Origin of the sequence: Kribbella sp. NPDC050470 (genome assembly GCF_044458365.1) — a bacterium.
Classification (GTDB): domain Bacteria; phylum Actinomycetota; class Actinomycetes; order Propionibacteriales; family Kribbellaceae; genus Kribbella.
On the sequence record NZ_JBITHV010000020.1, the window covers coordinates 87,435 to 100,860 of the forward strand.

A 13,426-nucleotide genomic window follows, 5' to 3' on the forward strand; every position below is an offset into this window, starting at 1 on the left:
CCTCCAGTCCGAACTCACCTCCGCCGAGTCCCCCCCCCCCCCCCCCCCCCCCCCCCCCCCCCCGCGCCCCCCCCCCCCCCCCCCCCCCCCCCCCCCCCCCCCCCCCCCCCCCCCCCCCCCCCCCCCCCCCCCCCCCCCCCCCCCCCCCACGACTAGCACCATCAAGCAGCCCGGAGCCGCGCCCCCACGCCACCAGTCCGCCAACCGCCCCAAACCGCCCACCGATCCCCGCCGCGCCGAAGGCGCCAACAAACAGCCGCCGCCTCAGGCGGTGACCATTGCGCGTCCCCTCCGCCGAAAACCTTCACGCGTTTCGCGGCCTGCGGCGCGCCGAAGGCGCCACAAGAACAGCCGCCGCCTCAGGCGGTGACCATTGCGCGTCCCCTCCGCCGAAAACCTTCACGCGTTTCGCGGTGTGCGCCGCGCCGAAGGCGCCAACAACAGCCGCCGCCTCAGGCGGTGACCTTTTGCACGCCCTGGCCGATGTCGAGATCACCGGACGAAACCTTCGCGCCGTACTCCCGGCCCTGGCGGAGTGGCTGCCGGCGCGTCGGCAGGTCAGACGCGGTAGTCCAGGACCATCTCAGGCGGCGGGAAGCCGGCTTCGAGGTCGATGCCGTGGACGCTCCGGCAGTGGTCGCGGAACCAACTGTCGAACGCCTCGGTCGAGGTCGAGACCCCGGCCAGCGCAGCCGCGATGTCGACCGCCTCGAGTACGGCGACCGCGACGTCGCCGTCGGGTGTGGGCTGGATCCACACCTGCTCGCGGACGATCCCGAGCCGTCTGCGCGACGCCTCGTACTCGGATCGGCGCTCGCCGTGCCAGCACGACGTCATCACCTTGCGGTCGACCTCGGTCATCCCCGGTAGCAACGGAACAGTGAAAGCCACGGTCTGCGTGTTCATCGCACATCCTCCTCGACTGGTACGGCGATCTGCTCTCAGGCTCCGGATTCCGCCGACCGGCCAGAAGCCCGGAAATCTGGGATGTTTCCCGCACGCGGCTTGCCCCCGCCGCGTGCGCCGGACCGATAATGCGGTCATGGCGGCCTGGGAAGCAGATCGCCTCGTGGCCGACGTTCAGCGCCTGGCCGTCCGGGGGTTGCCGCGCGACGAGTTCCATCGCGAGCTCGCGGCGCGGATCCGGCGTGTGGTCCCGATCGACGCGACCTGCTGGCACGGCCTGGACCCGCGCACCCTGATGATGACCACCGCGGACCCGGTCGAGCTGAAGGCCGGTGGCTTCCTGACCTCGGACAGTGAGCCGGTGGCGATCGACGCCGTGCTGTCGAGCGAGTACCGGCGGGACGACTACAACAGCTTCGCCACGATCGCGAGGCGCCGGCACCCGGTGGGGATCCTCGGCGAGTCGACTCGCGGGCGGCCGGCGCGGAGCGCCCGCTACCGCGAGTTCCTCGCTCCCTACGGCACGCCCTTCGAGCTGCGTACGGCGTTCGTCTCCAAGGGGCGCCCGTGGGGTTGCGTCGTACTGCATCGCACGGAGCGATCGGGCGACTTCACGGCGGCTGAGGCGCGGCTGATCGCGCGGCTGTCCCGCCCGATCGCCGAAGGACTGCGCGCCTCGGTTCGCCTGGATGCCGCGCGCCGCCAGGACCACGCAGCGGCACCTGGGTTGATCCTGCTGGGCCGCCGCGACGAGATCCAGCTGATCACGCCCCCGGCCCGAGTCCTCCTTGACGACCTGACGCGGGCGGATCCGGCCGCTCCACGCGACCTACCGCTGTCGGTCCTCGCACTTGCCGCGGTGGCGCGCCGGCACGCGCGTGGCGAGGCACCCTCCCTGCAGGTCCCCAGCGCGGCCGGCTGGCTCTCCTTGCACGCCTCCGTCCCCGAAGGCGCCGGATCCGACCTCGTCGCCATCGTGATCCAGCGCGCCGGCCCCGAAACCGCCATCGCCCTCGAGCTCGAGTCCTACGGCCTCACCGAACGCGAACGCGAGGTCGCCGGTCTCGCCGTCCGCGGCCTGACCACCGAAGTCCTCGCCGAGCGGTTGTCCCTGTCGCCGTGGACGGTCCAGGACCACTTCAAGTCGATCTTCGAGAAGACCGGCACCCACAGCCGCCGTGAACTCCGCGCACTGGTCTTCTTCGACGAGTACCTGCCCGCGATCGGCACCCAACGCCCGCTGGACGCCGACGGAGGTCTCATGAGAGCGCGCCGGTGAGCGGGTCGTAGACGTAGACCTCGGTGTTGGCCCGCGGGTCCCGCGCGTGCAGGGTGTAGAACGTCGGTGATCCGCTCAGGTCCACGACGGTCGCGCCGGCGCCGAGGACGCCGCGGGCATGCGCACTGGGAGCAGTCAGGTCGATCCGGGTGACGACCCCAGGTGTCACCCACACCGGCTTCTCGCCCACCGAGCCGGACAGCTGGTGATGCAGATGTCCGCACAGCACAGCCCGCACATCCGTCCCCGCGAGTACATCGCCCAGCGCCCAAGGCTCCTGCAGCACGACGGACTCCAGGTACGGGATGGCGTCCACGAAGATCGGCGGATGATGCAGTACGACGATCGAGCCGGCCGGTGCCGGAGTCGCCAACTCGGCAGCGAGCCAGTCGAGCTGGTCGCGTCCCAGCACGCCGTGCGTCTCGCCGGGGACCAGGCTGTCGAGGGTGATCACGCGCAACCCGTTCACCTCGCTCACGCCCGCGAGCAGGCCGTCGAGGTCGGTGCGGCGTCCGATCGGTGCGCCGTCCGGCCCGAGGTGGCCGAAACCAAGAGCCGCCGCGAATCCCTCCCGGCGATCGTGGTTCCCGGTGCTGTAGATGTGCGGGATGCCGCGCTCGGCCGCGAAGGCGCCGACCAGCGACCGGACCACGTCACACCCCTCGCGGGAACCGTCGTCGGCGACGTCGCCACTGACCACCACCAGGTCCAGCGCTGGGATGTGGCGTACGTCGTACAGCAGTTGCCGCAGCGCGGCGACGCCGTCGACTCCGTCCTCGTCCGGTCCGGTCCTGCTGACATGAGTGTCCGACAGGTGCAGTACACGGGTCACGACTAGGCTCCTCAGCATCGTTGCCTCGGGCACCCAGGCGGTCGATGCCCTGCGGTCACTCCCCGGTGGTCACACCCACCCGCGCCAGTCGTGTCCAGCCAGCCTACCGGCGAGGCGCGTCAGAGTGGGGTGAGGACGCAGAACTCGTTGCCCTCCGGGTCGGCGAGGACGGCCCAATGTACGTCGCCCTGGCCGACGTCGGCGTCGGTGGCGCCGAGAGCTTTCAGTCGCGCCACCTCCGCCGAGTGGTCGTCACCGGGGTACGGCCGGACGTCGAGATGGACGCGGTTCAACCCGGTCTTCGGATCGGGTGTCCGGACGAACTCCAGATAAGGCCCGACGCCCTTGGCCGAGCGCAGACTCGCGTGGCCGTCGGTCACCTCGTGCACGGTCCAGTCCATCGCCTCGCCCCAGAACCGGGCCATGGCCCGCGGATCCAGGCAGTCGACCACCACGGCCGCGATCGGCCCGGTGTCCCGGTAGATCTCCCGAGGCTCGAGCACGCAGAACTCGTTGCCTTCCGGGTCGGCGAGAACCGTCCACGGTACGTCGCCCTGGCCGACATCGGCCGGCGTCGCGCCGAGAGCCTGCAGCCGCGCGACCAGCTCCGCCTGGTGGGCCGCCGAGGTGGTGGCGAGGTCGAGGTGCACGCGGTTCTTCACCGTCTTGGGCTCCGGGACGGCGAGGACGTCGACGCACACGGCGGTGGGATCGGGGTAGCTGAAGCCCTTCGGCTCGACGTTGGTCACGCTGGGCCCCTCACTGGACACCCCCCAGCCGAGCGAGTCCGCCCAGAACCGGCCGACCGCGTCGTCGTCCCGGGCCTTCATCGTCACCTGCACAAGCCGTGTCGCCATGCGGCCGATCCTATGTCCGCGCGGATCCGAAGCGGCCAGTGGATGTCACAGGGCTGCAGCGGGCGGTGTCCTCAGGGCGACAACACGATGGGAAGGAAACGACAATGCGTGTCTTCGTCACCGGAGCGACCGGCGCACTCGGCCGACACCTGGTCCCTGGTCTGGTCGCGGCCGGCCACCAGGTCACCGCCACCACGAGGTCCCCCGGCAAGGTCGCGCAGCTGCGTACGGCGGGCGCCGAGCCGGTCGTCGTGGACGGGCTGGATCGCGAGGGCGTGATCGCCGCGGTCGACGCCGCCGAGCCCGACGTGATCGTGCACCAGATGACCGCGCTGACCGAGATGCGCAGCCTCCGCAAGGTCGACCAGGTGTTCGCGGCCACCAACGAGCTACGGACCCGCGGCACCGACAACCTCCTGGCGGCCGCCGAGCGAGCCGGCACCCGCCGGATCGTCGCCCAAGGCCACAACTTCATCTACGACCAGTCCGGCGGGCCGGTGAAGACCGAGACCGATCCCGTCATCAGCAAGCCGGTCCCGTCCGCGGCCAGGACGCTCGCCGCGATCAAGTACGTCGACGCGACCGTGCAGGAGAAGGCCCCGGAGGGCATCGTCCTGCGCTACGGGACCTTCTACGGACCCGGCGCGTCGGACGCGATGGTCGAGATGGTGCGCAAACGGCAGATGCCGATCGTCGCCGGCGGCGGCGGAATCTGGTCGTTCATCGAGACCCGCGACGCCGCGGCCGCCACGCTCGCCGCGATCGAACGGGGTGAGCCCGGCGTCTACAACATCGTGGACGACGACCCGGCGCCGGTCGCCGAGTGGTTGCCGTACCTGGCCGAGGTGGCCGGCGCCAAGCCGCCGATGCACCTGCCAGGATGGCTCGGCCGGCTGATCGCCGGTGAGTTCGTCCTGGCCCAGATGACCACGGTCCGTGGAGCGTCGAACGAGAAGGCGCGCAAGGAGCTCGACTGGACGCCGAAGTACCCGAGCTGGCGCGACGGCTTCCCCGCCTGGGTCAACGGCTAGGCGGGGACAACCGCTAGGCCTCCGTGAAGGTCACGTCTGCGGTGTTCTCGACCGCAGCGGTCCGGCCGGGGGCCTTGTGGTACTGCCAGTACAGGTTGGTGTGGGCGATCACCTTGTCCGGCGTCGGGGCGCCGTACTCGGACAGGTCCTCGGTGGTGTGCGCGTCGCCGACCAGCGTCACGTCGTACCCGCGGACGAAGGCGCCGTGGATGGTCGAGCGGATGCACTCGTCGGTCTGCGCGCCGCTGACGAACAGCCGGCCGATCCCGGCCCCGGCGAGCACGTCCTCGAGGTCGGTGTCCTCGAAGGAGTCGGCGAAGGTCTTGTGGACGAGCGGCTCCGACTCGGACCGTTTCAGCTCCGGGACGAGCTGCCAGTCCTCGCTGTCCTTCACGAGGTTCTCGCTGTTGTGCTGAACCCAGACCACGGGCACGCTGCCGGCGCGGGCCTTGCCGACCAGTGTGCTGATGTTCGCGACCACCTGGTCGCGCTCGTGCCCTCCCGACACGACGCCGGTCTGGACGTCGATGACGAGCAGTGCGGTGTTGGGGCGTTCTGGCAGCGTGGACATCTGAGTTCTCTCCCTGTGCTGGGTGCAGGACGAAACGCTAGCGGTCCCGACCGACAGTCCAGCTGCGCAGCCGGAGCCGCACGGTTGGGACGTCGCCGTCGTCGAGGTCCTCGGCCCGCCGGACCGCGGTCTTGACCGGCAGGACGTACCGGCCGTCCTTGGGGAACATCGAGGTGTCCCAGACGGTCTCGCCGATCTCGGCCTGGACCGGGATCATCCCCCAGCCGTAGGTGACGAAGTTCGACTCGGCCTCGAAGTAGGCGCTCTCCTCCTCCGGCACCGTGATGAAGAAGAACGGCGCCGGCCCGCGCCAGTACCAGATCTCGCCGGCGAACTCGATCTCAGTCACAGCTGCTTGCCTCCAGCAAACGTCGGCCGAGCGCCCGGCCGGCCTCCTGCACCTCGGGCGAGCCGAGGATACGGTACGGCGCCTTGATCGCGGTCAGCTGTGCGGCGTACCAGTCCGGCTCGCTGGTGCTGGCGAGCAGGCGGGTGTGGTCCGCGTCGATCTCCTCCATGCGGCCCATGCTCCGCGGGATCCACCAGGCCGCGTCCGCGATCGGCGCGTCGATGACGACCTCGATCTTGTACTTCCAGCCCAGCGCGAGATGCTCCTCCACCGACGCCAGCGGATCGAGGTCCTCGGGTGGGGTGAACATCGTGTCCTGCGGATCGACCCGCTTGATCTTGTCGATCCGCAGCACGCGCTTGGCCGACTTCGTGTGCGACCAGCACAGCAGGTACCAGCGACCACGCCGTACGACGACCGCCCACGGGTCGACGTCCATCGTCCAGCCCTCCCCCGGGCGGCGCTCGTAGTACAGCTCGACCCGCCGCTGGGCGGTGCTGTGCGTCACGAGCTGCGCGGTGATCTCCGGGTCCGGCGTCCGCGCCCCGGGATCAGGCCCGCGCGCACTCACCCGCCGTACGGCGTCCGTCGCGCGGGCGATCGGCTCAGGCAGCACCCGGACGATCTTGCCGAGCGCGATCTCGACCGGGTCGTCCGCGCCACGCGGCCCCTCGAGCACGGCCATCACCAGGCCGAGCGCCTCGGTGGTGCTGAACATCAGTGGTGGCAGCCGCAGTCCGCGCCCGACCCGGTATCCACCGTACGGGCCGCGGACGGACTCGATCGGTACGTCGGCCTCGCGCAGGATCGCCACGTACCGCCGGGCGGCTCGCTCGGAGACGCCGAGCTTGTCCCCGAGTTGCTCGGCGGTGATGCCGGGACTGTTCTGGATCAGCTCCAGCACCATCAACGTCCGGGCCGTCGGACTCTCGTCGTACGCCATGAGGCCCACTATTCCGGAAGAGAACCGTCCGGAACAGTTTGTAGTCTGCAGCCATGGAGAACGAGATTCTGCAGGAGCCCCCGATCGCCGGCAGCGAGATCGACACCCTGGTCGGCGCGCTGGAGCGGAACCGCCGGACCTTCGCCTGGAAGTGCGGCGGTCTCGAGGCGGACGGGCTCGCGGCCAAGCACCCGCCGTCGACGCTGACGCTGGGCGGCCTGCTCAAGCACCTCGCGCTGGTCGAGGACGAGTACTTCACCGGCCGGCTGCATGACCGGGAGCTGCCGGCGCCGTGGGACTCGGTGGACTGGGACGCCAACCCGGACTGGGAGTGGCAGAGCGCCGCCGACGACTCCCCCGAGCAGCTGATGACGCTCTGGAAGGACGCGGTCGAGCGCTCCCGCAAGGCCGTCGAGGAGGCGCTGACGACCGGCGGCATCGACCAGCTCGCGAAGCGGTCCCGCAACGGCCGGTCGGCGAGCCTGCGCTACATCCTGGTCGACATGATCGAGGAGTACGCCCGCCACACCGGCCACGCCGACCTCATCCGCGAGTCCATCGACGGCCTGGTCGGCGAGGGCGCCCCAAGCTGAGCAGCACCACGGCCACCGGCAGCGTCGCCCAGAGCCAGCGGCTCCTGGCCCAGTCGTCGTCCGCCATGTAGGGGAACACGGGGACGGCGTCCGCGAACGGGCGGGCCAGGGCAACGAACAACGCGACTCCGACGATTCCGGCCGAGACGGCTCGCGCCAGGCCGTCGGATCCGCGGGACCGCTGCCAGGTGAGGAGGCCGGCGGCTGCGACCGCTAGGGCGATCCCCTGCCACGCGACGTCCAGCGCGTGACCGAAGTACCCTGCCCGCGTCTCCCGGACGGCGACCAGCCACACCAGCACGACTGCGACCGCACCGGCCGAGCGGGTCGCCGTACGCCACCCGAGACCCCGCGGCAGCGTGTCGACGACCGCGGCGGCCGGCTCCGGGTAGCACCAGACAACTGTTGCCGCGAGCAACCCGACAGCGGTGCCCTGCAACGGCCATAGCTCGTACGGCCAGCGCTCCACCAACAGGAGCAGTCCGACAACAAGCGCTGCACCGATCCCCAGGAGACCCCAGGGAACGGCGCGGGCGGCGTACCGGATCATGGCCGCGACCGCAGCGGGTTGATCATCACGTCCTGCACTCCGGTGGTGATCGCCAGCGTCGCTGTGATTACCGCGAGGATCGCGATGACACCCAGCAGGATCAGCATCGGACGGCGTGGACGCTCACGGTCGTGCAGCAGCGCGAGGACGACGCCCAGCGCACACAGCACCACCAGGTAGACGCAGTACCAGTACGGCGACCCGGTCAGGACCATCATCCGGTCGGCGTCACCCTCGATGCCGTACGGACCGGCGAAGTAGGTCCACGGCGCGACCAGCCGAACGTAGCGGAGTGACTCGAACAGCCCCTGCATCAGGATCGTCTCGGCCACCAGCAGTACGGCGAACAGCGGTGCCGCACCGCGTCGCGGCACCCAGCGCCCGACCAGCAGCCCCAGGACCGGACCACCAACGGCCGGGAGCAGGCCGAGCGCGACGAAGTTCGCGAGGACCCAGCCGTCACCGATGCCGCCGAACGGCGCACCGTAGGGAGGCGGCGGCCAGTGCCGGTAGGCCCAGAGCGCCCAGCCCAGCCAGCAGACGGCAGCCGCGAACGGCACGATCAATGCACAGACCAGCGCGAGCGTCCGAGTCCGTTCGGTCACCGCGACCGCGCCGGCGGCCGACGCGATCTGGTCGGAGGTCCGGGTGAGCGACGCCATCACCAGCAGGCCAATCACGCCGAACCCCGTCGCCGGCGCGATCACGTTGCCGAGTGACGACATGTTCCCGTCGGGCTTGCCGATCGAGCTCAACGCGACGAGCGCGGTGCCGACGAGGAACAGCGGGTGGGACGCGTAGCGGCCGATCTCCTTGCGCGCCAGTTGGCCGAGCATCGACGCCGGCCGGGCGGCGACCACGGCGGTAGTCATCGCGGTTCTCCGATCATCGTCTCGCTCCGGACGAGCAGGTACGCGTCCTCGACCGCAGGCTCGGCCGGACGGCTGCCCACGGCCGGAACCCCACCGAGCGATCGCACTTCACCGGTCCCGGTGCGCCAGGAGGACAATGCTCCGGAGTTCACCTCGGCGCCGATCCACACCTGTCCGTGGGCCATCGCGATCAGCGACGCGACCGAGCCGTCGAACCGGATCCGGCCGTCGTCGAGGATGATCACCCGGTCGCAAAGCGCGGACACGTCCTCGGTCTGGTGGGTCGCGATCAGCACGGCGCCACGATCGGCGTACGACGAGAGGATGCCGCGCAGCGACGCCCGCTGCTCCGGGTCGAGCCCGGTCGTCGGTTCGTCGAGCACGACCAGGTCGGGCTCGCCCATCAGCGCCTGCGCGAGCGCTAGGCGCCGGCGTTGCCCGCCGGACAGCGCCGCCACGCGCTTCGTCCGCCGGTCTGCCAGTCCGACCAGGCCGAGGACGCGGATGACCTCGCGGTGCCGCGCGTCGGTGTCCTTCCACTCCTTCAGCACGGCGATGTAGTCGAGGAAGCCGAAGCTGGTCATCCGGCGCGGGATGCCGACCTCTTGTGGCAGGTAGCTGAGCCGGCGACGGGCCTCGGTTCGGTCCGCGATCCCGCCGGTGACGACGTGGCCGCTGACCACGATCCGGCCGGTCGTCGGCGGCATGGCGGTGGCGAGCAGCCGGAGCATGGTCGACTTGCCGGCGCCGTTCGGGCCGAGCAGGCCGATCACACCGCGGTCGAATCCGATGTCGGTGCGGTGCAGCACCTCGGTACCACTGTACGACTTGGTGACGCCGTCGAGGACGGCGATCTGGGGTGTCATGCGTAGCCTCCTGGTGCATGGTGCGAGCTAAGCCGGATGGCGAGAGCGGCCAGCGCCAGGAGGGCTGCGACAGCGAAGGCCAGTTGGGCGAACGGGGTGTCGACTGCGCTGAGCTGATCGGCCGACCGGAGCACTCCGACCACTGAGAGCCAGAGAACGGCGACGACCCAGGCGGTGACCGCTGCGGTCCACCAGGTCAGCAGCGTGAGCGCGAGCAAGGTGAGAGTCAGTGCCGGCAGCAGCCAGGCGAACGCATCCGCACCGACGAACGGCAGGACGAGCCCAGCGAGCAGTACGACGGGCAGCGCGACGGCCACCGCGGATGCCGTCCGCAACAAGGCGATGCGGACCTTGCTGAACGGCGTGGCCGCGGCCAGCTCGCGGATCGGGTCGGTGGTGTCGTACGCCGCTGCGACCGTGATTGCCGGGAGCAACGGGGCGAATAGCAGGTAGAACGCACGCTGCTGCGCGGCCGGCAGCATCGACCCGCCGACACCGATCATGAACGCGCCGACGACCGAGAGGAGCCAGGGTCGGTAGAGGGAGCTCGATGCACGCAGGACGATGGCGTCGGTCTCGGCGAGGCCGAGCTTCTGTGCCAGCCGGAGCGGCCAGGGCAGCCGCGGCCGGGCGGTGGCGATCTCGACGCCTTGCCAGATGTCGGCGAGCAGGTCCTGCGGCGCCTTGGCCGAGGTCAGCCGCCGGCAGTCGGCGCAAGCGACCAGGTGCGTTTCGACGGCGGACTGGCGGGCGAGGTCCAGGTCACCGTCGGCGTAGCGGTCCAGCAGTTCGGGACCGAGGTGCCAGGTCATCAGATCCTCCCGTCCCGCGTCGGCATCAGTTGGTCGCGCAGGCGGCTCTTGGCCACTCGAAGACGGCTCTTCACGGTGCCTTGCGGTATGCCGAGCAGCACGGCCGCCTCCTTCGTGGTGAGTCCGTCGATCACGGTCGCTTGCAGCGTCGCGCGGAGCTCCGGTGGCAGCGTCCGCAGTGCGCGTCCGACGTCGCCGTACTCGACTCCGCGCAGCAACTCGTCCTCGGCACTGTTGACGGCCGGTACGGCGGACCCAACGACGTCGTCGCCGAGCGGGTCGGCGGCCGGGTGCCCGCGGAGCGCGGAGACGAGTCGCCGGATCGAGATCCCCCAGAGCCAGGCCGCGACGTCACCTTCGCCGCGGAACCGCCCGGCCGACTGCCAGACCGCGACGAAGGTGTCCTGCAGGGCACCGGCCACGACGTCCTGGCTGCCGCAGCGGCGGTTCAGCCGGAGCAGCAGCCAGCCGGCGTGCCGTTCGTAGAGCATCCGCAGCGCCGACTCGTCGCCCGCGGAGATGTTCCGCAGCAGCTCGGTGTCGGACAGGGTGCTCATGTCCTTACTGTCGCAGCGGAGCTCGCTTCCGGATCGACCTGATTTTCCGTGCTTCTGCAGCCACTGACAGTGGCTGGGATAAGTGCTCAGCAGCTGAGCGGTTTGTCTGCGAGCATGGTCGGGTGCGGGCGGATCGACTGGTGGCGGTGCTGTTGCTGATGCAGGCGCGCGGGCGGGTGACCGCGGCCGAGGTGGCGGACGAGTTGGAGATCTCGGTTGCCACCGCGCGGCGTGACCTGGAGGCGCTGTCGACGGCCGGGATCCCGGTCTATCCACAGCCGGGGCGCAACGGTGGTTGGCAGTTGATCGGCGGCGCGCGGACGGACCTCAGTGGGCTGACCGCTCCGGAGGCGCAGGCGCTGTTCCTGCTGGTCGGGCCGGCGGCGTCGATCGCACCGGATGCGAAGGCCGCGCTGCGCAAGCTCGTGCGGGCGCTCCCCCAGACGTTCCGCGAGCACGCCGAGGCAGCGGCCGAGGCGGTCGTGATCGATCCGGCGCGCTGGGGCGAGAACGTGAAGGAACGCCCGGAACTGGTGCAGCAGTTGCAGGACGCCGTCGTACGACGGAAGAAGGTCCGACTGGTCTACACAGGACGCGGCCGGGAGCCGTCGGAGCGCATGGTCGATCCGCTCGGTCTCGTGGACAAGGACGACATCTGGTACCTGATCGCGTGGACGCCGAAGGGACAGCGGACCTTCCGGGTCGAGCGGGTGGTGTCGGCCGAGGTGACCGATGAGCCGTTCGAACGGCCGGCGGACTTCGACCTGTCCGCGGCGTGGAACGAGGTCGTCGAGCAGATGGAGGAACGGCGCTCCGGGCTGACCGCGACCGTGCTGATGGAGGAGCGGCACCTGTGGGTGATGCAGGACCGGCTCGGGCGGCACTGCGAGGTCGACGGGATGGACGGCGACCGCGTGCGGATCAAGGTGACCGCGCCGACACCGTTGATGATCGCGCAGCACCTGGCCGGCTGGGGTGGCTCGATCGAGGTCGTCGATCCGCCGTCGGTGCAGGCAGAGCTGGCCCGGCTCGGGCGTGAGCTGGCCGACCGGTACAGCTGATATAGGTCGGGCGTAGCCCCTTCACGAACACCTCCGGAGGTGTCAGAAGGGACCCATCAGGTTCCTTCGTGGGTCCGGCGTTTGGCGCGCCGTGGTCCTTCTGACGTTCGCTCCGGAGGTGAGTTCGGTGTCTGTGCATGCTGCTGCGGTTACATCGTCCACGGTGGTGGTGGCGGTGGATGTGGGCAAGTCCTCGGCGGTGTTGTCGGTGACTGATGCCGCTCGGCATCGGTTGTTGGGTCCGGTCGAGTTCACGATGACTCGGTCGAGCCTGTCGCAGGTGGTGGACCGGGTGCGGGGTGTGCTGCCCGGGGCCGGGGAGTCGGTGAGGGTGGGAGTGGAGGCTGCCGGGCATTACCACCTGCCGCTGATCGAGACGTCGACGTGGCCGGCTGGGTGGGAGTTGCTGGAGTTGAACCCGGCGCATGTGACCGAGCAGCGCCGGGTGCAGGGCCGTCGTCGGGTGAAGACCGATGCGGTCGACCTGGAGGCGATCACCGAGTTGCTCCTGGCCGGTCGGGGTCTGCCGGTGGCGGGCCGGGACGTGGTGATCGGTGAGTTGGTGGCCTGGGTCGCGCACCGGACCCGGCGGGTTCAGACCCGGACCGCGACCAAGAACCAGCTGCTCGGCCAGCTGGACCGGTCGTTCCCAGGGCTCACCTTGGTGCTGCCCGACGTGCTGGGCACGAAGGTTGGGCGCTTGATCGCCGCTGAGTTCACCGACCCGGCCAGGCTCGCGTCGTTGGGCGTGACCCGGTTCATACGGTTCGCCGCCGGTCGCGGCCTGCAGGTCCGTCGGCCACTGGCCGAGCGGCTGGTGGCGGCTGCTCGGGATGCGTTGGCGACCGTCGATGCCGCGGTGGCCCGGCAGGTGCTGGCCGCGGACCTGGCCCTGCTGGCCGATCTCGACCAGCAGATCGGCGCAGCGGAGACCGAGCTGGCCCGGCTGCTGCCGGTCAGCCCGTTCCAGCCGCTCATCACGGTGCCGGGCTGGGGAGTGGTCAGAGCCAGCGGGTATGGCGCCGGCGTCGGGGATCCGGCCCGCTGGCCCGGTGCCCGCCAGATCTACCGGGCAGCCGGGCTGTCGCCGATGCAGTACGAGTCGGCCGGCCACCGCCGCGACGGCTCGATCAGCCGCGAGGGCAGCGTCGAACTCCGCCGCGCGTTGATCGATCTCGGTGTCGGGCTGTGGCAGTGCGACCCGGCCGCCAAGGCCTACGCCGCCGGGCTCAAGGCACGCGGGAAACGTGGTGGGGTCATTGCCTGCGCGCTGGCGCACCGCGCGAACCGGATCGCGTTCGCCCTGGTCCGCGACCAGGCCGCCTATGACCAGGGCCGCTGGACCCG

At 70.6% G+C, this 13,426-nt stretch carries 16 protein-coding genes; 5 read left to right on the top strand and 11 right to left on the bottom strand.

Annotated features, from left to right (window positions below):
• Nucleotides 1-558: 558 nt before the first annotated feature.
• On the bottom strand, nt 559-906 hold the full coding sequence (locus ACIBGM_RS42945) for a hypothetical protein (protein ID WP_396388833.1): 348 nt from the start codon (nt 904-906) through the stop codon (nt 559-561).
• A 136-nt stretch (nt 907-1,042) separates the two neighbouring features.
• Between ACIBGM_RS42945 and ACIBGM_RS42950 the strand changes: the two genes are divergently transcribed.
• Nucleotides 1,043-2,185 carry a helix-turn-helix transcriptional regulator gene (locus tag ACIBGM_RS42950; RefSeq protein ID WP_360534667.1) on the top strand — a complete coding sequence of 381 codons (1,143 nt, stop codon included), beginning with the start codon at nt 1,043-1,045 and terminating at the stop codon, nt 2,183-2,185.
• Here ACIBGM_RS42950 and ACIBGM_RS42955 read toward each other — a convergent pair.
• Nucleotides 2,166-3,017, bottom strand: coding sequence for a metallophosphoesterase (locus ACIBGM_RS42955; protein ID WP_360534669.1), 852 nt, complete (start codon nt 3,015-3,017; stop codon nt 2,166-2,168). The genes ACIBGM_RS42950 and ACIBGM_RS42955 overlap by 20 nt on opposite strands.
• Before the next feature lie 119 nt (nt 3,018-3,136).
• Nucleotides 3,137-3,874, bottom strand: a complete 738-nt coding sequence (locus tag ACIBGM_RS42960) for a VOC family protein (protein ID WP_396388834.1) — start codon at nt 3,872-3,874, stop codon at nt 3,137-3,139.
• A gap of 104 nt (nt 3,875-3,978) precedes the next feature.
• On the opposite strand from ACIBGM_RS42960, the gene ACIBGM_RS42965 reads away from it, so the two are divergent.
• A complete protein-coding gene (locus ACIBGM_RS42965; protein WP_396388835.1) occupies nt 3,979-4,905 on the top strand; it encodes an NAD-dependent epimerase/dehydratase family protein in 927 nt (308 codons plus the stop codon).
• Between the two features lie 13 nt (nt 4,906-4,918).
• Here ACIBGM_RS42965 and ACIBGM_RS42970 read toward each other — a convergent pair whose 3' ends face one another.
• From ACIBGM_RS42970 to ACIBGM_RS42980, 3 genes are read right to left on the bottom strand one after another with little or no spacing between them, the layout of a single operon-like run.
• Complete coding sequence (locus ACIBGM_RS42970) at nt 4,919-5,476, bottom strand: isochorismatase family protein (protein WP_396388836.1); 558 nt, start codon at nt 5,474-5,476, stop codon at nt 4,919-4,921.
• A 37-nt stretch (nt 5,477-5,513) separates the two neighbouring features.
• Nucleotides 5,514-5,825 (bottom strand): DUF1905 domain-containing protein, encoded by a 312-nt coding sequence (locus tag ACIBGM_RS42975; RefSeq protein WP_360534677.1) that lies wholly within the window; start codon nt 5,823-5,825, stop codon nt 5,514-5,516.
• Nucleotides 5,818-6,768 carry a WYL domain-containing protein gene (locus ACIBGM_RS42980; RefSeq protein WP_360534679.1) on the bottom strand — a complete coding sequence of 317 codons (951 nt, stop codon included), beginning with the start codon at nt 6,766-6,768 and terminating at the stop codon, nt 5,818-5,820. Before ACIBGM_RS42980 ends, ACIBGM_RS42975 begins: the two co-directional genes overlap by 8 nt.
• A 53-nt stretch (nt 6,769-6,821) precedes the next feature.
• On the opposite strand from ACIBGM_RS42980, the gene ACIBGM_RS42985 reads away from it, so the two are divergent.
• Nucleotides 6,822-7,361: a DinB family protein gene (locus ACIBGM_RS42985; protein ID WP_360534681.1), complete on the top strand. Its 540-nt coding sequence runs from the start codon at nt 6,822-6,824 to the stop codon at nt 7,359-7,361.
• On the opposite strand, the gene ACIBGM_RS42990 is transcribed toward ACIBGM_RS42985, so the two are convergent.
• The 5 genes from ACIBGM_RS42990 to ACIBGM_RS43010 are packed head-to-tail and all read right to left on the bottom strand — an operon-like array spanning nt 7,312 to nt 11,018.
• The gene (locus ACIBGM_RS42990) at nt 7,312-7,911 is read right to left on the bottom strand and encodes a hypothetical protein (protein ID WP_396388837.1); all 600 of its coding nucleotides are present in this window, start codon (nt 7,909-7,911) and stop codon (nt 7,312-7,314) included. The two genes, ACIBGM_RS42985 and ACIBGM_RS42990, sit on opposite strands and share 50 nt — an antisense overlap.
• Nucleotides 7,908-8,783, bottom strand: coding sequence for a hypothetical protein (locus ACIBGM_RS42995; protein ID WP_396388838.1), 876 nt, complete (start codon nt 8,781-8,783; stop codon nt 7,908-7,910). Before ACIBGM_RS42995 ends, ACIBGM_RS42990 begins: the two co-directional genes overlap by 4 nt.
• Nucleotides 8,780-9,649: an ATP-binding cassette domain-containing protein gene (locus tag ACIBGM_RS43000; protein ID WP_360534687.1), complete on the bottom strand. Its 870-nt coding sequence runs from the start codon at nt 9,647-9,649 to the stop codon at nt 8,780-8,782. The genes ACIBGM_RS42995 and ACIBGM_RS43000 overlap by 4 nt, the downstream gene beginning before the upstream one ends.
• The gene (locus tag ACIBGM_RS43005; RefSeq protein ID WP_396388839.1) at nt 9,646-10,461 is read right to left on the bottom strand and encodes a zf-HC2 domain-containing protein; all 816 of its coding nucleotides are present in this window, start codon (nt 10,459-10,461) and stop codon (nt 9,646-9,648) included. The genes ACIBGM_RS43000 and ACIBGM_RS43005 overlap by 4 nt, the downstream gene beginning before the upstream one ends.
• Nucleotides 10,461-11,018, bottom strand: a complete 558-nt coding sequence (locus tag ACIBGM_RS43010; RefSeq protein WP_360534691.1) for an RNA polymerase sigma factor — start codon at nt 11,016-11,018, stop codon at nt 10,461-10,463. The genes ACIBGM_RS43005 and ACIBGM_RS43010 overlap by 1 nt, the downstream gene beginning before the upstream one ends.
• A gap of 122 nt (nt 11,019-11,140) precedes the next feature.
• Here ACIBGM_RS43010 and ACIBGM_RS43015 point away from each other — a divergent pair, with 122 nt between their 5' ends.
• Both ACIBGM_RS43015 and ACIBGM_RS43020 read left to right on the top strand, forming a co-directional pair.
• Nucleotides 11,141-12,079 (top strand): WYL domain-containing protein, encoded by a 939-nt coding sequence (locus ACIBGM_RS43015; RefSeq protein ID WP_360534693.1) that lies wholly within the window; start codon nt 11,141-11,143, stop codon nt 12,077-12,079.
• A gap of 127 nt (nt 12,080-12,206) precedes the next feature.
• Nucleotides 12,207-13,426, top strand: a 1,220-nt coding sequence (locus ACIBGM_RS43020; protein WP_396388840.1) for an IS110 family transposase, incomplete at its 3' end; no start/stop codon positions are given.

Coding starts and splice junctions, on each gene's coding strand:
- ACIBGM_RS42985 (WP_360534681.1), top strand. CDS start 6,822: ATGGAGAACGAGATTCTGCAGGAGCCCCCGATCGCCGGCAGCGAGATC.
- ACIBGM_RS42950 (WP_360534667.1), top strand. CDS start 1,043: ATGGCGGCCTGGGAAGCAGATCGCCTCGTGGCCGACGTTCAGCGCCTG.
- ACIBGM_RS42965 (WP_396388835.1), top strand. CDS start 3,979: ATGCGTGTCTTCGTCACCGGAGCGACCGGCGCACTCGGCCGACACCTG.
- ACIBGM_RS42990 (WP_396388837.1), bottom strand. CDS start 7,911: ATGATCCGGTACGCCGCCCGCGCCGTTCCCTGGGGTCTCCTGGGGATC.
- ACIBGM_RS42995 (WP_396388838.1), bottom strand. CDS start 8,783: ATGACTACCGCCGTGGTCGCCGCCCGGCCGGCGTCGATGCTCGGCCAA.
- ACIBGM_RS43010 (WP_360534691.1), bottom strand. CDS start 11,018: ATGAGCACCCTGTCCGACACCGAGCTGCTGCGGAACATCTCCGCGGGC.
- ACIBGM_RS42970 (WP_396388836.1), bottom strand. CDS start 5,476: ATGTCCACGCTGCCAGAACGCCCCAACACCGCACTGCTCGTCATCGAC.
- ACIBGM_RS43005 (WP_396388839.1), bottom strand. CDS start 10,461: ATGACCTGGCACCTCGGTCCCGAACTGCTGGACCGCTACGCCGACGGT.
- ACIBGM_RS43000 (WP_360534687.1), bottom strand. CDS start 9,649: ATGACACCCCAGATCGCCGTCCTCGACGGCGTCACCAAGTCGTACAGT.
- ACIBGM_RS42945 (WP_396388833.1), bottom strand. CDS start 906: ATGAACACGCAGACCGTGGCTTTCACTGTTCCGTTGCTACCGGGGATG.
- ACIBGM_RS42980 (WP_360534679.1), bottom strand. CDS start 6,768: ATGGCGTACGACGAGAGTCCGACGGCCCGGACGTTGATGGTGCTGGAG.
- ACIBGM_RS42960 (WP_396388834.1), bottom strand. CDS start 3,874: ATGGCGACACGGCTTGTGCAGGTGACGATGAAGGCCCGGGACGACGAC.